This is a genomic window from Paenibacillus lautus, from assembly GCF_050482385.1.
Classification (GTDB): domain Bacteria; phylum Bacillota; class Bacilli; order Paenibacillales; family Paenibacillaceae; genus Paenibacillus_AQ; species Paenibacillus_AQ lautus_B.
Genome location: NZ_JBCNHV010000020.1, coordinates 37,748 through 55,985 on the forward strand (window position 1 = coordinate 37,748; position 18,238 = coordinate 55,985).

At 49.6% G+C, this 18,238-nt stretch carries 15 protein-coding genes; 13 read left to right on the plus strand and 2 right to left on the minus strand.

Features of this window, described 5'->3' with window-relative positions; translation table 11 throughout:
• The first annotated feature begins 28 nt into the window (after positions 1-28).
• Both ABEW73_RS23890 and ABEW73_RS23895 read left to right on the plus strand, forming a co-directional pair.
• Positions 29-937 carry a hypothetical protein gene (locus ABEW73_RS23890; RefSeq protein ID WP_430161659.1) on the plus strand — a complete coding sequence of 303 codons (909 nt, stop codon included), beginning with the start codon at positions 29-31 and terminating at the stop codon, positions 935-937.
• On the plus strand, positions 934-1,494 hold the full coding sequence (locus ABEW73_RS23895; RefSeq protein ID WP_430161657.1) for a hypothetical protein: 561 nt from the start codon (positions 934-936) through the stop codon (positions 1,492-1,494). The genes ABEW73_RS23890 and ABEW73_RS23895 overlap by 4 nt, the downstream gene beginning before the upstream one ends.
• A 46-nt stretch (positions 1,495-1,540) precedes the next feature.
• On the opposite strand, the gene ABEW73_RS23900 is transcribed toward ABEW73_RS23895, so the two are convergent.
• The gene (locus ABEW73_RS23900; protein WP_076325467.1) at positions 1,541-1,720 is read right to left on the minus strand and encodes a hypothetical protein; all 180 of its coding nucleotides are present in this window, start codon (positions 1,718-1,720) and stop codon (positions 1,541-1,543) included.
• Positions 1,721-1,842: 122 nt separating this feature from the next.
• Here ABEW73_RS23900 and ABEW73_RS23905 point away from each other — a divergent pair, with 122 nt between their 5' ends.
• From ABEW73_RS23905 to ABEW73_RS23935, 7 genes are all read left to right on the plus strand, one after another.
• Complete coding sequence (locus tag ABEW73_RS23905; RefSeq protein WP_430161655.1) at positions 1,843-2,637, plus strand: sulfite exporter TauE/SafE family protein; 795 nt, start codon at positions 1,843-1,845, stop codon at positions 2,635-2,637.
• Positions 2,638-2,686: 49 nt separating this feature from the next.
• Complete coding sequence (locus tag ABEW73_RS23910; protein WP_430161653.1) at positions 2,687-3,592, plus strand: aldo/keto reductase; 906 nt, start codon at positions 2,687-2,689, stop codon at positions 3,590-3,592.
• Positions 3,593-3,900: 308 nt separating this feature from the next.
• The gene (locus tag ABEW73_RS23915) at positions 3,901-4,770 is read left to right on the plus strand and encodes an ABC transporter ATP-binding protein (RefSeq protein WP_430161651.1); all 870 of its coding nucleotides are present in this window, start codon (positions 3,901-3,903) and stop codon (positions 4,768-4,770) included.
• On the plus strand, positions 4,763-6,964 hold the full coding sequence (locus ABEW73_RS23920) for an ABC transporter permease (RefSeq protein WP_430161649.1): 2,202 nt from the start codon (positions 4,763-4,765) through the stop codon (positions 6,962-6,964). The genes ABEW73_RS23915 and ABEW73_RS23920 overlap by 8 nt, the downstream gene beginning before the upstream one ends.
• 89 nt (positions 6,965-7,053) lie before the next feature.
• On the plus strand, positions 7,054-7,743 hold the full coding sequence (locus ABEW73_RS23925; RefSeq protein WP_430161647.1) for an RNA polymerase sigma factor: 690 nt from the start codon (positions 7,054-7,056) through the stop codon (positions 7,741-7,743).
• A complete protein-coding gene (locus tag ABEW73_RS23930; RefSeq protein ID WP_076325375.1) occupies positions 7,724-8,566 on the plus strand; it encodes a hypothetical protein in 843 nt (280 codons plus the stop codon). Before ABEW73_RS23925 ends, ABEW73_RS23930 begins: the two co-directional genes overlap by 20 nt.
• Positions 8,559-9,422, plus strand: a complete 864-nt coding sequence (locus ABEW73_RS23935) for an ATP-binding cassette domain-containing protein (protein WP_430161645.1) — start codon at positions 8,559-8,561, stop codon at positions 9,420-9,422. Before ABEW73_RS23930 ends, ABEW73_RS23935 begins: the two co-directional genes overlap by 8 nt.
• A 79-nt stretch (positions 9,423-9,501) precedes the next feature.
• On the opposite strand, the gene ABEW73_RS23940 is transcribed toward ABEW73_RS23935, so the two are convergent.
• On the minus strand, positions 9,502-9,759 hold the full coding sequence (locus ABEW73_RS23940) for a DUF3949 domain-containing protein (RefSeq protein ID WP_430161643.1): 258 nt from the start codon (positions 9,757-9,759) through the stop codon (positions 9,502-9,504).
• A gap of 228 nt (positions 9,760-9,987) precedes the next feature.
• On the opposite strand from ABEW73_RS23940, the gene ABEW73_RS23945 reads away from it, so the two are divergent.
• The 4 genes from ABEW73_RS23945 to ABEW73_RS23960 all read left to right on the plus strand — a co-directional run bounded on the left by ABEW73_RS23945 (position 9,988) and on the right by ABEW73_RS23960 (position 18,231).
• Positions 9,988-10,815, plus strand: a complete 828-nt coding sequence (locus tag ABEW73_RS23945) for an SDR family NAD(P)-dependent oxidoreductase (protein WP_430161641.1) — start codon at positions 9,988-9,990, stop codon at positions 10,813-10,815.
• 148 nt (positions 10,816-10,963) lie between these two features.
• On the plus strand, positions 10,964-12,256 hold the full coding sequence (locus ABEW73_RS23950) for a homocysteine synthase (protein WP_076325379.1): 1,293 nt from the start codon (positions 10,964-10,966) through the stop codon (positions 12,254-12,256).
• 436 nt (positions 12,257-12,692) lie between these two features.
• On the plus strand, positions 12,693-13,715 hold the full coding sequence (locus ABEW73_RS23955; RefSeq protein ID WP_430161639.1) for a hypothetical protein: 1,023 nt from the start codon (positions 12,693-12,695) through the stop codon (positions 13,713-13,715).
• Between the two features lie 34 nt (positions 13,716-13,749).
• On the plus strand, positions 13,750-18,231 hold the full coding sequence (locus ABEW73_RS23960; protein ID WP_430161637.1) for an amino acid adenylation domain-containing protein: 4,482 nt from the start codon (positions 13,750-13,752) through the stop codon (positions 18,229-18,231).
• Positions 18,232-18,238: the final 7 nt, after the last annotated feature.

Consider the following 18,238-nt stretch of genomic DNA (forward strand, 5'->3'; position numbering starts at 1 on the left):
ACAATCGCATGATACATAAGGAGGGGCCATGAGCAAGAAATGGTATTATGTTCTCGCCATCCTGTTCGTAGCCTGCAGCTGGGTCGGGAATATCTGGTATTATGAAGCCAACCAACTGGGAAGAACCGTATTCCTTGAGCATCATGTGGAAACAAGGGAAGGGGGAGGCAGTGTATTTGACTTGTATTATGTAGAGGACAAACGAGCAGACAAGACGCTAAGCTCCATCCGGATCGAAGGTTATCCCGAACAGATCGTAACGCCACACCCTCAATATGCAGAGTATCAGAGGCAGTACCTGGGAAAAGTAATGGTGAATTTAGATAAACCCGCCCATGGGAAAGAAGGGGCAGGAGAGCAGCGGAAGGAGCCGGTTCTCGTTCGAGAGATTACCGCCCTTTATTCTGATGGAACCTCGGAACAAGTGGATATCGGGGAGATTTACGTATGGCCTGGCGTATATGGTCAGGAAAATCAAGATCCGATATCGGGAACGTCCGGCGGATCCTCTTCCGATAACTTGGGCTACGAATCTGCCGTCGTGAGTCGGCCGCTTCAGTTAACGGCGTTCTCATCGAAATTGCTTGATATCGCAGAGGAAGGAGATCTCCGAATCTTTGTCGACATTTCCAGACAAATACCGGGTACTAGTTACCGGTCTCCGCCTTCGGAAGCGCACATCGAGTTAAGAGGTGAACCTATCAATGAGATTCAACTTCCATTCCAGATTAATAAAGGGGATTCCATTAGAGTCAGCCACCAATTTGATATGCCGCCGCTTGAGAAGAGCATGCAGGTATATCAGTTGATATTGAGAACCACCTTTTTGGAGGACGGCCGTCGCTATTGGTACAGAGATACGATGATTCCTTATCATCCAAGTCCGACGGATCGAGAAATGACGGAATTTGTTCGGGAAAGCAGAAGGAAACCATGAGAAGCGCTCATTATCGCATCGTGTGGGGTCTGCTGCTTGTACTTGTCGACTTTAAGCTGAAAACGGTGGATCTGTTGCCGGATATGCTGGGATACCTGTTGATTGCTTCGGGATTATGGCGGCTTCAGGCGTTGAACGGATATTTTAAGGCAGGGCATCTATCCGCTTGGCTGCTGTTGATCTGGTCGGTTCTTTCATCATTCTGGTTTCCTGAGGTGGAGACAGGCAGCGTGCCTATGCAATCGGTGAAGGAGCTGCTGATTCAACTGCCTGCCATCTGCTTGCATATGGTATTGATTTTCGGAATCTGCAGAGGCATTCAAGCCAATTTCGCAGGTGCCGAATCCGGACTGGATCATAAGGCTCGCTTCCGGAGGCACTTGTTTATGGCCGCGCAGCTGCTATGGCTTATCGCCTATCCGTTCATCTTAAATCTGGATTCGGGCGATATGATCCCTGTGATTTTTATATGCTCGCTCGTTGTGATGGTTGCCGAGATCGCAGTTCTGTTTCTGGTCAGGCTTGCCGGACGGGAATGGACAGAGGTAACGGAATAAATCCAAAGATCTCAGTCCGAGGTGGCTAACGGATTTTAGACAAAGTTTAGCTGTTATCTTTGCTGGGATGATAAACAATCGTAACTCCCAACTGGTTATATGTTTCTTCGGTGTAGTGGTGATCCGGGCAATGCTTGATCGTAGCCATGTCTTCCTGTCTGGAGATCAGTTTCTGCTCGCAGTCAGGGCAACGGTCCTGGAAGAGGAATTTCAGCTTATTCAACATGATCACCACATACCTCCTTGATTTCCGATATAAATACTTGGTTTTATTATAAATCAACAATGGGGTACATTCAATAGCAATGTGCGCGGTCACGATATTAAATTGAACGGAGATCGATCACCTTGATAGTGCAACTTGTAGTTATGATCTTTATAGGTATCATCGGTTCTTTTTTCTCAGGATTGCTGGGAATTGGCGGAGCGATCATTAACTTTCCTTTGCTGCTCTACGTTCCTTCCTGGTTTGGACTGGAGGCCTTTTCCTCCAAGGAGGTGGCGTCCATCAGCATGTTGCAGGTATTTTTCGCCTCATTGTCAGGCATGATCACCAACCGGATGAGTTCGCGCGGCGGTGAGTCGTATTTTCACAAACCATTGGTCATTCAGATGGGGGTAAGCACCCTGGTTGGCAGTCTGATCGGGAGTCTGTCCTCGATGCTGATGACAAGCGGAATGATTAACGTGATCTACGGTTTTCTGGCGGTTATCGCGGTGTTATTGATGATTGTGCCGACCCGGGCAACCCTGGAAAATAGGTCGGTTAACGAGGTGACTTATCATTCAGGGATTGCGATGGGAGCCGCTTTTATCGTCGGCGGCATTGCGGGGATTGTCGGCGCTGGCGGTGCCTTTATCCTGATACCCATCATGCTGACGATTCTTAAGATACCGACACGGATAACCATCGCATCCTCGCTCGCGATCGTTTTTCTGTCTGCGGTCGGGGGTGTCATTGGCAAAATCGCCTCGGGCGACATTCCGATCTGGCCGTCCCTGTTCGCGGTTGCCGGAAGCTTGATGGGTGCCCCCATCGGCGCCATCATCAGTCGCAAGATGAACGTCCGACTGCTGCGGTATGCTTTGGCGATTCTCATTGCAGTTACAGCCGTGAAGATCTGGATCGATATTTTAGGGTAAGTAAAGAAGTAGAACCTTATTCATCATAGGGAAGAGGAGGAGATCAAGCATGAGAATCAATCAGCTAGGACCTTCGGAATTGTATGTAAGCGAAATCGGGCTGGGCTGTATGTCACTGGGTACGGATGAGGGACAAGCCGTAAAGCTTATCCATGAAGCGCTGGACCGGGGTGTGAATTTTCTGGACACGGCGGATCTGTACAACGGAGGCCGTAACGAGGAACTGGTAGGCAAAGCGGTTCAAGGTCGGCGCGAGGATGTGATCATCGCCACCAAAGTCGGCAACCGTCGTGTGCCGGGTAAGGATGGCTTGGTATGGGATCCTTCCAAGGACTACATCAAATCCGCTGTCAAGGATAGTATTCGCAGACTCGGTACGGATTATATCGATCTGTATCAGCTTCATGGGGGGACGCTTGATGATCCGATTGACGAGACGATTGAAGCTTTTGAAGAGCTGAAGCGGGAAGGGTGGATTCGATACTACGGCATCTCGTCCGTTCGGCCGAACGTCATCCGGGAGTATGTCGCAAAATCCAATATCGTCAGCGTCATGACCCAGTACAGCATCTTGGACCGGAGACCGGAGGAAGCGGTGCTCGATTTCCTTGCTGAGAACGGAATATCCGCCATTGCACGGGGACCCGTTGCCCGCGGCATATTGTCGGACCGCGGGCCAATCAAAGCCGAGAAGGGCTATCTGGATTACAACAAAAATGAGCTGCTTGATATACTTAAGGGGCTTGAAGAGGTTGGCCGTGGCATGAATCTGTCCCATTTGGCTATTCGATATGCTGTGGCCCCTGCCGCTGTTGCCTGCGCCATCCCTGGAGCTAGCTCGCTCGAACAGCTGCTGCATAACTTGGTGGCGGGAAATAAGGAAGAATTATCGCCGCAGGACATCCAATCGATCCAAGCGATCAGTCGCGCCAACCAATATGAGGCACATCGGTAAGGATCGTGCTTATAAGCATGTGAATGATCCATCCCGTTAATCTTTTGCGGTGTGAAATATTTATGGCCTGAAGGTTTACGGATGAACCGCATCTTCGCATGTTATAATAACTGAATAAGAGCCTGACATCAGGTGAATATAGATCATGCCCGCAATCCGCTTTAAGGATCACGGGCTTTTTTGTACCTTATAAAACGAATTGAAGTTAAAACGTTGGAAATGCCAAACTTTTTAAGACGATGGTTCGTTCCAAGTAACGTAAACCGCGCGGCTTATGCCATAATCGTTAATGGTGAAAGGATTCTAGAATGATTACCATTGAGCATTTATCAAAAACCTATCGCAAGGGTGCATGGGCGCTCTTGGATGTTTCTCTACAATTGGATAAAGGCATGACCGGTCTGCTGGGCCCCAATGGCGCCGGCAAAACAACGCTGATGCGCATTCTGGCGACCTTATTGTCGCCGACCTCCGGCCAGGTGAGAGTGAACGGGATATCGATTGGACGGCCGGAGGAGATTCGGCAGATGATCGGGTATTTGCCGCAGCATTTTCACATTTACCCGCAGTTGACCGGACGAGATTATCTGGATTATGTGGCGGCCATGAAAGGGATCAAGGAACGGAGTGCCAGACAGAAGGAAATCTCCAGGCTGCTCGAGATGGTCAATCTCCAGGGGAAGGCTGATAAAAAAGTACGTACTTACTCCGGGGGAATGAAGCAGCGGCTGGGTATTGCCCAAGCGTTATTGGGAACACCAGATATCTTGATCGTTGACGAACCGACATCCGGGCTGGATCCTCAGGAGCGTGTCCGGTTCCGCAATGTGTTAACCCGCTTTAGCATCGACCGGACGGTCTTGCTATCCACCCATATCGTTGCCGATATCGAGAGCAACTGCCGTCGTATCGCAGTCATGAACAAGGGGAGACTGGCCATGAACGGCAGTCTGGCTGAACTGCAGGCATGCGGGGAGGGACAAGTATGGGAAGCGGTGATGAGTCCGGATGAATTTGCCTTGATTGATCCCATGTCCGTCGTATCTACCCGGACCGTTCCGGAAGGCGTCCTGTGCCGGTTTATCGGCCAAACGGCCCCGGTTACAGGGGCGTTTCCCGCGGATCCGACACTGGAGGATGGATATCTGAGCCTGCTGCGGAGGGATCGTCATGCATAAGTGGTGGAGGCATAGTCTCCTTGAGCTTCGGCTTTTGTTCGGTAATCCCTTGTTTGCCTCTCTTCCGATCATCTATGCGATTCTGTTCATCATTATGATGCTGCAGGCGGCAAGCGGCAGCGGACCGAACCATAATCTGTACACGGCGGCCTATTCATTCCACATGCTGGGTCATACGATGACCCTGGGTCCGGCTATGCTAATTGGCATCTTGTCCATTCGCCGGGATGTCCGCCGTCGGTCCTTTGAATGGAATCACAGCTTGCCTGTTTCTTTCTTTACCTTGGTGTCGTCGAAATATGTGGTCAGTTTGTTGTACTTTTCCCTGTTCACCTTGTCGACTTCGGTTATATTCTATATCCTGTCGGTTAGCCAAGGAATCGCCGGTCATATTGCGATGATGCATACCATGCAATTTGCGGTGCAGTACCAGGTTTCCTATATGGTGACACTCGCGCTCGCCATGCTCCTTGGGGCAAGCATTCCGAACCGGATCGTTTATTTGATCGGTTTCTGTGCATGGATGTTCGGAACGTTTTTCATGGAAATTTATATTATCAGCGAATTAAGATGGATACCGGCTCAAGTGTTTCACCTCAACCAATTCTTCCTTCAATCCAATCGGTTTGAATATGAGAATTGGGGGTACGGTCTGTTTAGGGAAGATTTAATGAGTTCCCGGTGGTTCGTGCTTGCCTTCACTTTCCTGCTGCTAACGGTGTGTTTGTTCTTGTTAAACCGTAAGCGGCCAACGATGTTGCGGAAAGCGGGATGGCTCGCCGTGCTGGGGGCTGCCGTATTGACGATAGCTGCAGCCGTACCCTACGGCACGCTATGGGCGGAACGATATGCCCAAATTGATGAGAAGCTAGGAGACCCCACGGTTTCTTATGTCGATGATCCTGAGAATATATCCTTTTATCATGTTTCTTCTTATGATATCAAGCTGAAACGACTGTCAAACGATGAGCTTCGCGTGACGGCGAAGCTAACGATACCCGCCTCCGAGTTATCAGGCATGAGGCAGCTTCCCTTAACCCTGAACCGGATGTTCGAGCTTGAGCGTGTCCAACTCCAGGGCATTGACGCTCCCTATCGCAGACAGGGAGAGCGGATATCGGTAAGGATGGTTGGCGATGCCAAGGGAGGGGACATTCAAGCCGAGCTGGAATATAGAGGAAAGGTCATGGACTTTATGGCTGGGTACTCCCGTGAGGAATTTTCGGTTTACAGTGTGGGGCCCGAAGTTAAGCTGGATGGATATATCGCTTGGTATCCGCTTCCCGGTCATCAGCATGTATATTTAAAGAGTGATAACGGAGACCGTCCTCCGGAATACGTTTATTTAGGCTGGGAATTTGGCCGGATGCGTTATTCTTTCGGCGAGATGAAGCTGGAGGTCGAAGGTTATCCGGGACCCTTGTATACGGGGATGCAGGAGCTGGAACGAAGGCCCGGCTACCAGCGGTTCGAGGGTAGGGAGATCGAGCAGAATATCTCCCTGTACGGAGGTCAGTTTTGGAAGGAAATCCACCAGATTGATCTCCCGATCACAATCGTGACCACGCCATATCTGGAGAAAACATCCGTATCGATGCTGCAGGATATGAAAAAGAAGTATGACTATTTTTCCAAGTGGGTACCCGAGTTCAAAAGCAACGTCGACAAGATTTTATATTTGGGTCACGGTTTTAAGTATCCCCGGGTGCACCATCGTCTGATTCTGTCCTCGAACCAGTACACATATAACTTTATGAATCTGCCTGGCGAATGGATGAACTCCGTTCTGTTCGGCAACCAGGAGGGGTTCAATTATTATTTTGAGCATCCAGAGCGGGATGTACGCGGCAAGATTAGCAGTCTTTTCTGGTATGTGTATTACGTAGAGGAGAAAGGGCTTAGTGATAAACAACTGAGATCCGCATACGGAAACCTTCGGTCGGTACAGCAACTGTTGTTCAAGAATGGGGACGGGGATGATCCTCAAAATAAATTAGGCATGGGTATGGCTAAGCAAGTCAGAAGGGCGTTGGAAGAAGGCAGAGGGAATCAGGTCAAAGAGCTGCTGGTTCATTTTTACCAACAAGGGCTGATGCTTCCCGATACCGAACGAAATTCGTACTTAAGCCCGGAGAGCCCGATTACGTATAAAGAGTGGCAGCAAAAATGGGATGCCATGATGAATGTCAAATAATGACGACTATGCACCTGCACACGGTCGGTTATAATTGAGAAATAGATATAGCGGGAAGATTAGAATGCACATAGAAAGGGGGGAAAGGCATGATTTCCGATCAGCAGCTGTCCGAACGCATGGCTGCCGGCGACCAGGAAGCGTTTGAAATGTTGGTGACGAGGTACCATGGTCCGCTGCTCAGTTATACGACCCAGAGGCTGGCCGATAGGCAAAAAGCCCAGGATATCGTTCAGGAAACGTTTATCCGGCTCATTCGGCATCTGAAGCAGCACGGCACGCTGGAACATGTTCGCTCCTGGCTTTACCGCGTGGCTCTGAATATGTGCAAGGATTATTGGAAAAGCGCATCTTATAGGTCTGAAGGTCTTGCGGGTGAGGAGATGCCGGATGCATACGACCCTGCACCCGGCGCGGAGGAACTTGTGGAAAGACAGGAAACCTCACTGGAGATTGCAGCATCGCTGGAGAGCCTGCCCGATATACAACAGGAAGTCATATCTCTTCGATTCTTTCATGATCTGAAGCTGCAGGAAATCGCCGACCTGGTCGACCTCCCCCTAAGTACGGTGAAAACGCATTTATATAACGGCTTGAGAAAGCTGAAGAAAACATTATCCATGGAGCATTCCGATTTGGTTCCCGTCCATTCGTCCCGAAGGATACGGGAGAAGAGTCCTCAGGAACAGGTTCGGAACCGCTCCAAGTCGGAAGAGACGGATTCGCAGTGCAAAGTAAAAGAAAGTGAGGTGTATCTCCATGGATCATCCATTCGATAATGAATTGAGAAGACTTGAAGACGAGCTTCGTGGCCCGCTCAGACGCGCTGCTCTTCCATCGCCGTCACCGGATGAGACGGCGCAGCTCATTGCGTCTCTTCAGGGAGAGTTCAATCAGCTCAGAATTGAGCCCGAGTCCCCCAAGCTGGATTTTAATCCGCAGGTCGACCCGCCCTCATTAAAACAGATTCTTCGGAGCCAGATCCGATTGAACCAAAGATCCATTCTGCTCACAGCAGGCGCGGTATTCTGCATGTTGGTTCTGCTGATCGATCCGGAGTATCCACTGGATCAGTTTGCCGGATTGCCCGGCGGCATTTTTCCGTTGATCACCCCTCTGCTGCTGATTGTATCGATGCTGTTCAGCAGCCGAACATGGGATAAAGGAATGCGGGCTGTGGAGACCCTAACCCCCTATCCACCGGCGCTTGTGTTGTATACCCGCCTGCTGCTTGTGACCGGCATCGTCATCGGAATGGCCTTGCTGAGTACCCTCGCGCTCGGGCTGCGATCCATCCAGGCGGAAAGCTCCCGCTTTTTATTTGGACCCTTTATTCTGGAGTGGATGGGAATTCTGCTGGTGACGGGAGGGGCTGCGATGTATATGCTCTTTCGCAAAGGCATGGTCGTCTCACTGATCTCGGCCGTCCTGGTCTACGGAATGTGGATCGTAATTCAGGGACAAATCGTGGATCACGGCGTTTCGATGAGCGGTAAAATGATGACGGACGTGGCCTTGCTTGTTATCGGAGTGATTCTGCTCGTCTCTTCCTACGGGCGCAGCTTGAAGCTGAACGGAGCTTGGAGAATGGCGAATGATTAGGCTGGAAGGACTGGAACGCCAGGCGGGTACGTACCGGCTTGAAATCGACAAAGCGGAGATTCACTCCGGCTTAAACCTTATCGTCGGGGCGAACGGGGCCGGGAAAACCACCCTGATTGAGCTGTTGACCACGCTCCAGGCGCCCGATGCAGGCGAAATTCTGTACAGTGGGCGCAGGGCTGGAGATCATTTGCCGCTGATCCGCAGTCAAATCGGTTATGTTCCGGCGGATATCGAGCTGTATGGGGATATGAAGGTCGGCAAGCTGCTGACCTATATGGCAGAATTAAAGGGCATCTATAACCCGGAGGCCATTGACAGGCTGATGACGGACTTTCGATTGGAGCCCTTCCGCAAGAACAAGGTCAAGAATTTGTCACAAGGGGTGCAGCGGCGCATTGCCGTCGTGCAGGCGCTGCTGGCTTCACCCTCTTTTCTATTCCTCGATGAGCCTTTAAACGGCATGGACGCCGAGGAACGCAAATTCCTTATCACGTATCTGACCAAATACGCCAGGGGCAGAATGGTGATCGTGGCCGCCCATGAGCTGAACGAATGGGAAGAGGCGGTAGATACCGTGATATGGATACATCGCGGTCGCATCCGGTATATCGGTTCACCGACCCAGTGGAAACTGAATGTGGCCTCCAGCTCCAGCGTCTGGGAAGGCGAAGTCAATCTGGAAGCTTTCGAGCGGATACCGCAGGAACTGCTAATTCATTTTCAAATGACGGAACATCACATGAGAGTAAGGCTGATGGGGAAAAAGCAGCCGGGTCCCGAATTTGTGGAGAAGGCGCCTACGCTGGAGGATACCTTTTTCCTACATATGAACGCTTTAGCCAGACGCGGCTGAGTATAGCTCGGATCATGAAAAATCATCGCCATATTTTTGGGCGATGATTTTTGCATTTTCATCGATTGGAAGCAGCCGTCTACTTGACCTTTTTCCCGCTTTTATGCCTCCAATTATAGATCCACGAGGCAACCATGGTGGAAGGCAAGAACATAATTTGCGTGTTGTAGTGTAGCTGTTCTTCTTGAAACGACATCTTGTTGTAATACGTTTCCTGATCGACCCCTCGCCTCCGGGGATCATTCTTTAACGCTGCAATATAGCGGTACTGCACGGGAATCATAAACAGGAATCCGGCGACTAGAACACTTCCAACAATCCACCACTCAGAATTCATAAGTACGCCCTCCTAAAGATTATCGTTTATGGAAAATCATATTAATATTCAATACGTATTTAACCTCGGTAAGGATTCAACTTTTTATAATAACGATGCTCACTTTATTTATCGAGAGCCAATCATCCCTTTCGGAACAGGGTAAGGAAGGGTAGGCACGGTATGCGTATAGGTTGAACAGCGGCGCATTCGTGGTAGGAATGGATGATGGAGAAGGGAGCGAGTTGAATGGGAACCGTAAGTAATCAAGGAATAGAGAAGGTGGCTTTGGTAACGGGTGCAGGCGCTGGAATCGGACGAGGGATTGCCAAGGTTTTGGCTGAAAAAGGATACAGGCTGGCGATGACCTACAATTCGAGCAAAGATGGAATATTGGACATAGCTGAGGATATTCGTCATATCTATGGCAAGACGCCTCTTATTATTCAAAGTGATTTGACCGTTCGCAGTGAAGCGGAGAATACGATCCGAAAGACGATAGAGGAATTTGGCCGGATCGATCTGTTGGTGAACAATGCGGGAATCGGCCTATATGACGAGCTCACGGAGATTGAGGAGGACGCGCTGGACATGACGGTTCATCTCGATTTTCGAGCACCGATGCTGCTTAGCAAATATGCCGTTCGAGAGATGATCGCCCAGGGAATTCCGGGTAATATCATCTTCATTACGTCTTCCCGGGGAGAGAGAGCCTACCCCAAGGACAGCATTTACGGCGGCATGAAGGCAGCGCTTATACGTGCCGCACAATCGCTAGCGCTCGAGTGGGCTCCGCATGGCATCCGCGTGAACTGCGTGGCACCGGGAGCGACTGTTCACAAGCCGGACCAATCGGCAGAGGACGAGCCGCTCGGCAGAAAAATCCCGCTGGGAAGGTTGGGCACGCCATCGGACATCGGGGAAGCGATTGCTTGGCTCTGCTCGGATGCGGCATCCTACATTACCGGCATCAACCTCCGAATAGACGGCGGTTTAATCTTGCCGGGCATGCCGGAGGATACGTCCCCGGAAGCCGGATATGGATGGGGCAGGGTGTATGCAGCGGATGAGGAATAAGATGGTTTCCGGCTGCATGTAAAATAATTTATAATATTCCGATGAAATTAGTTGGTTATAACTCTTTTCAAATGAGGGAAAGTATGAGAGAATGGGAGAATTATGAAGCCATAATACTTTCCATATGAAGAAAAGGGAGGAAACACCCATGTCAGAAGAACGCCAATTTTCCATTGAAACCTTAGCGGTTCACGCCGGTCAGGAGCTTGATCCGACTACGTTATCCCGCGCTGTCCCTCTGTATCAGACGACTTCCTACGGGTTTAAAGACAGCGAGCACGCGGCGAATCTGTTTGCGCTTAAAGAATTCGGCAACATTTATACGCGTATCATGAACCCGACCACGGACGTGTTTGAGAAGCGGATTGCAGCGCTTGAAGGCGGTGCCGGTGCACTGGCGACATCTTCCGGGCAGGCAGCCATCACCTTCTCCATTCTCAACATTGCGGGCGCAGGTGATGAAATTGTTTCTTCCTCGAGCTTGTATGGCGGTACTTATAATTTATTTTCCAATACGCTTGCGAAGCTGGGCATTAAGGTGCATTTTGTGGATTCCACGGACCCGGAAAATTTCCGCAAAGCGATCAATGACAAAACAAAGGCCGTGTTTGCCGAAACGATCGGCAATCCGCAGGGCAATGTGCTGGATGTGGAAGCTGTTGCGGCCATCGCGCATGAGAACGGCATTCCGCTTATCGTAGATAACACCTTTCCAAGCCCATATTTGCTGCGTCCGATAGAATATGGGGCAGATATCGTCGTTCATTCTGCGACCAAGTTCATCGGCGGTCACGGGACCTCCATCGGCGGGGTTATTGTTGATAGCGGTAAATTCGATTGGACGGCAAACAATAAGTTCCCTGGATTGACGGAGCCGGATCCAAGCTATCATGGCGTTGTGTATACGGAGGCAGTAGGCCCGATTGCTTATATTATCAAAGCGCGCGTACAGCTGCTGCGGGATATTGGCGCATCGCTGTCTCCGTTTAATTCCTGGCTGCTGCTGCAAGGGCTGGAAACGCTGCATCTTCGCGTTGAGCGCCATAGCGAGAACGCGCTGAAGGTTGCCAAGTATTTGGAGAGTCACGAGGCGGTGGAATGGGTGAGCTATGCAGGGCTGCCGAGTCACCCTTCGCATGAGCTGGCGAAGAAGTACCTGCCGAAAGGCCAAGGCGCTATCCTGACCTTCGGTATCAAAGGCGGGGCAGCGGCAGGTCAGAAGGTGATCGAGAATGTGAAGCTGTTCTCCCACTTGGCTAACGTTGGGGATTCCAAGTCGCTTATCATTCATCCGGCCAGCACGACGCATCAGCAGATGACGGAAGATGAGCAGCTTACGGCGGGCGTAAATCCGGAATTGCTGCGTCTGTCGATCGGGACCGAGTCTATCGATGATATCCTATACGATCTGGAACAAGCTATTGCGGCAAGTCAGAAGTAAAGCTGTTATGTATAGTTTTAATGACTGAGATATAGGGCACTTTCCTTTTTGGAGGAAGGTGCCTTTTGTTGTTTTACTCTGAGCGACTTGCCAGTTGGGGTTAATCTCTCCTTACAGCTTGTAATAATCTGTTTCTACTCTATTTGTTAGGATACGTGGGAAGAAGGATGGATGGACGTTTCAGAATATCTTCATTAAGTAGGACTATTTTCATGGTTCAGAAACAGGCCGGATCCTGTCGGATCCTGTAGCTGATCGGCTGTTTTCGAGTTGAATAACTTGGCGACAAAAAAGTATAAATGAAAAATCTTAATAGATATTGACAATAAAATACATCTATGGGAGTATGAATTACATAAATTAGTTATTCTATTATTTTCAGGTAAACTAATATAATGCTTCATTATTTTACAAAAAATTAACAAACGAGAAAGAAGTGAGTATTGATTTGGGTAGCAAGGAACTGGAATTGAGTATCCCGCCTATTGTCGGATATCAGTATCTGGCATATCCCTTATGTACGGTACTTACACGAAATGAAGCGCTGCCTTGGATTTACAGCAATTTCATCCACCTCTATTGTCATCAGGATTTTGACGGAGAGGCCGCTTCACGCTCAGTACCCATGACCTTTTACGGTGAAGATTTTATCCGCTGCCCCTGGCTGATCACACAAAAGCTGGAGCGCGAATGCGTGCTCGATTCACCGCCTGGAATTATCGATTTTCTGATAAACAGTATCCGTTCAAACTATACGATCTCTCTTCATGTGGATGAGTTCTATATCCCTCGGAGACGAGTCTATCAACAAACGCATTATGCTCACGAAATTCTGGTTTACGGTTACGATGATGCGAGAAGGACGTTTCTTGTTCTCGGCTACGATGAAGAAATGCAGTTCCAGAAGACCATGGTGCCATACCATGAAATGGAGCAAGGGTTCCAAAACCTCGAATGGACGGACAACTATGAAGAACAAATCTACCTGTACAAGTTCAATAAATCGGGAAGCTACCGGCTTGATGCAGCGTTTATCAAAGAATCCCTGGAAGAATATATGGCGGGCAGCAATATATCCTTGCGCAACCGGGGAACGGCGGATCCACTCGAGGTGGCATTCGGCGTCGATGTTTATGCTGCGCTAATTCGCAATATGCCTGTACTTGTACGTAAACGTGATATCCGGCCCATCCACATTCTGTGGGAGCACAAGAAAATGATGGGGCTGCGAATCCAGTATTTATGCAATCAGGGACTTCTTTCACCGGATTTTACAGAATGCTTCCGGCCAATAGAAGAGCAGGCACATGCTTTGCGTCATTTGTTGATGAAATACGCCTTAACCGGGGACGATCCCATTTTGAAGCAAGGACTGCGCGAAATGACTCACATCATGGAAAACGAAAAACGAGTACTGGGAACGGTTTTGAATGCACTCGACCTTCGGGTGGTTTCCTAGTATCCGTAACATATTCCGATTGGAGGTTATTTCTATGGAAGCATGCCAGCTCTATCCACTGACACATCCGCAAAAACGAATTTGGTATGTAGAAAATATATACCCGGGTACAAGCATACATAACATCGGAGGGCTCATCAAAATTTACGGCCCCGTCGATTTTTCCTTGCTGGAGGAAGCCATTAATCATTTCATTCGGCTCAATGATGCCGTCCGTATGCGGTTAGTCGAACAGGACGGTTCGGTGCAGCAGACGGTGATGGAATACCGCAGGAGAACGTTCCCGTTTATCGATTTTATGGCCCAAGAGTCGGATGTGGATGCCTGGGTGAGTGCCGAGTTTTCCAAGCCGCTCCCACTGGATGGAGAACAATTGTATGATTTTGTACTTGTTAGAATCAGCGACACAGAAAGCGCGTATCTTACGAAATTCCACCATATTATTTCGGACGGCTGGTCTTTTCAATTGATGACGACACACATCAATCAGATTTATACGCAATTGATGCAGGGGGAGGAAGTTCCTCAGGAACCCCGTCCTACCTACCTGGATTACATTGAACAAGAGCAAAAATATTTATTATCCCCTCGTTTTATGAAAAATCAAAGCTATTGGAATCATAAATTTGATCACATCCATGACATTGATTTGCATACTACATCAATCGGCACCGCAGGCAACCGCAAAAAGTTCTTGATAAGCCAGTCTGCTTCCGATGCCATCCGCGACTTTGCACAAACCCATCGTATTTCGTTGAATACCTTTTTTGTAGCAACGATGCTCCTTTATCTCCACAAAGCGAATCAACAAAACCGTCTCCTGATAGGCACTCCTGTATTAAATCGTACGGGGGCCAAAGAAAAAAATACATTTGGTATGTTTACCAGCACGATGCCCTTTCTCATTGACATCAAGCATGAGATGTCCTTCTCATCGTTCATACATAACGTTAACCAAGAACTCATTCAATGCTATTTCCATCAGAAATATCCTTACAACTTGCTCGTACAGGATCTTCAGCTTCAGCAGCGGGGATTGGACCAATTATTTCAAGTATGCGTGAACTATTATAATACGGCATTCGACCGGAACTTCGGTCCTGGTTGGAAAATGCAGCAAATTGAAGTGAATAACGGCAACCAGCTGTACTCCTTGCAGCTCATCGTAACCGAATGGTCATCGAATGAAGAACTGGAGCTGTACTTCGATTATAAAAAAGGCGACTACACGGAGAAGCAAATCGATGAACTACATAGCCGTCTTCTATATTTAACCGATCAAGTCCTGAGCCGTCCGGATGCCGCACTTCATGATTTGCAGCTGCTTCTGCCGGATGAGCGTACGAAGCTTCTATATACGTACAACACAACGGATTGCGAATATCCCTCGCATCAAACGATCTTGCAACTGTTCGAAGAACAAGTCGAGCGGAATTCTGAACGCATTGCCGTTTCATGCATGGGACAATCGCTTACTTACGGCGAACTGAACGAACGCGCCAATCGGCTGGCACGAACACTGCTGGAGAGAGGGATAAGCCCTCACACCCCGGCAGCTATCATGGGCCGCCACTCTCTGTCCATCGTTGTCGGGATCTGGGCGATAATCAAGGCCGGAATGGCGTATCTGCCGATCGATCCCGAATATCCCAAAGAACGGATCGAGTATATTTTGCAGGATAGCGGAGCTAGCCTGCTGCTGACCCATGGCAAGGAGTGGGAGCAGCTTTCTTACAACGGTGAGGTTCTTGCACTCGATGACGAACGTCTGTACGACAAGGACGGGAGTAATTTGCCTGCCATGCTTACGCCAGACGATTTGGTCTATATCATCTACACCTCAGGATCAACAGGCAATCCCAAAGGTGCGATGATCGAGCACAAGGGACTGGTGAACTACATCTGGTGGGCAGGCAAAACGTATGTCCGCTCGCAAAACGATGTATTTGCGCTGTACTCCTCCATTGCTTTCGATCTGACTGTGACCTCTATCTTTACGCCGTTAATTAGCGGCAGCCGTATCGAAATCTACGAAGATGACGGCAGCGACTTTATCGTTAAACGTATTGTGGAAGACAACAAGGCCACAGTTATCAAGCTAACGCCGGCTCATCTGGCGCTCATCAAAGACATGGATTTCAGCGAATATACGGTCCGGACATTCATTGTGGGCGGTGAAGATTTGAAATGCTCGCTGGCTCGTGACATCCATGAACACAGTCGGGGCCGGATTGAAATCCTCAACGAGTACGGACCGACCGAAACCGTAGTCGGCTGCATGATTTACCGGTATGATCCGGCGAGCGACGAAGGGGTATCCGTTCCGATCGGACAGCCCATTGACAATGTGCAGATTTATTTGCTGGATCGGCAGCTGGAGCCGGTCCCAGACGGGTCGATTGGCGAAATATATATATCCGGGGCTGGGGTGGCCCGGGGCTACTTGCACAGGGAGGAGCTGACTCAAGACCGGTTTTTACCCAACCCTTTCCTTACGGGCAAAAGGATGTATCGGACGGGCGATTTGGCCGTACGCCACGATAGTGGCAGCATCGTATATTTAGGCCGGATCGATCATCAGGTCAAAATTAAAGGGTACCGCATTGAAATGGGAGAAATCGAGCATCAGCTGCTTGAAATGAACGGCATTGAAGAAGCCGTCGTCATTGACAGCACCGGAGAAGACGGACAGCAGCAGCTTGCCGCTTATTACATCGCTGCGGGAGATCTTACGGCTCTAGAGCTGAGGATGAAGCTGGCAGAGATCCTGCCCTCGTATATGATACCGGCTTACTTTGTCCGTCTTGATCAATTGCCGCTTACGCCGAACGGTAAAGTGGATCGGCGTCTTCTGCCGGCTCCGGAACAGTACCTCGAAACAAGTGGGACCGGAAGGACCAGTCAAGTTGAAGCACTGTTAATGAATATATTCAAGGATGTACTCCGCAGGGATGAAATAACGGTTCAGGATAATTTTTACCGGCTCGGCGGTGACTCTATCAAGGCAATACAAATTGTATCTAAAATCAAGGCGGCCGGTTATCAGCTAAAGGTGCAGCAAATTATGAGTTATCCCGTTATCCGAGAACTGGCTGCGTTTATTGAACTAAACACCGCTGCTCCGATCGAGCAGGGGCCGAGTTACGGGCAAGTTAAGCCACTGCCGATTACATCATGGTTTTTTTCACAACAATGGAACAATCCTCATTACTACGCGCAGTCTGTATTGCTTCGCCTAACTCCGGCAATAACAACAGATCAGCTTCACGATGCCTTATTTGCATTAATCGACCACCATGACACCTTAAGGCTGCAAGCTGATGAAACTCCCGGCCACCTGGTGTACCGGACGGTCGGACGCGGGGACGTGGAGCTTGCCCGTTTTGACTTGGCCAGCATTCCGGAGGAAGAGCGGGCTGCGGCTTTGAAGAAACAAGCCGAATCTTTCAAAGCAAGTTTACGGCTCGGACAAGGCCTTCTATTCAAAGCTCTTATATTTGATGAAGGAGATCAGGGACAACGTCTCTTGCTGACAGCGCATCATTTGATTGTAGATGGAGTATCCTGGCGAATTATGCTGGAAGACTTGGACCGGCTGCTGCAAGCGGTTTTGACCGGGGCCGTTTGGACCCTGCCGAATAAGACGCATTCCATTCAAACTTGGTCAGATGCTATAGATGCTTACGGCTGCGAGAAGGCGCTGGAACACCTTGACTACTGGCAATCAGTCTTAGAGAACGCAGAAGACAGCCTTGATGCTGATTACCCTTCCAATGACGACCGGATTGCCGTATGCAACACGCTGGTCCGGGAGCTCTCAGAGCAGGAGACAAGCAGGCTGCTGGGGGAGGCGAATACCGCTTTCCGAACTAAAACGAGCGATTTGCTGATCGCCTCGCTGGCCATGGCCGTGAGCGAAATTACCGGCAAGAATAAAATCACGATCGAATTGGAGGGACATGGACGCGAAGAGTTGTTCGAGAACATGGATGTGTCCAGAACCGTCGGATGGTTCACTTCGCTATATCCCGTTAATCTCCAGATGACTGAAACCAGAACAGCGGGAATCATCAAGAGCATAAAGGGCCAGCTTCGCTCCATTCCAAACAAAGGAATCGACTATGGTATCTTGGCATATGGTTCCGCCGGCATTCCGAAGACGGGCGGCAACCTGCTCCGTTTCAATTATATGGGCGAAATCGATAATCAATTGCACAGCCCTGTACTCGCCATTGCCGGGGACGATACCGGAAGAGATACATGCCCGAGCAACAGGTTGTCCTGTCTGGTCGATGTGGTAGCCATGATTACGGATAAGAGGCTCCAGGTCCGCATGACATACAGCAAGGCTATGTTCAGCCGGGATACAATGGACGCGTTCATCCAAGTTTTTATGCAGCGGCTGGCTGAAGTTATTCAGTTAGGCTCAGACAGGGGACAGACTGATTTTACGCCCTCTGATTTTGAGACTGTCAAGCTCGCACAGGAAGAACTTGACGTACTCTTCAATTCATAAAGGGGCG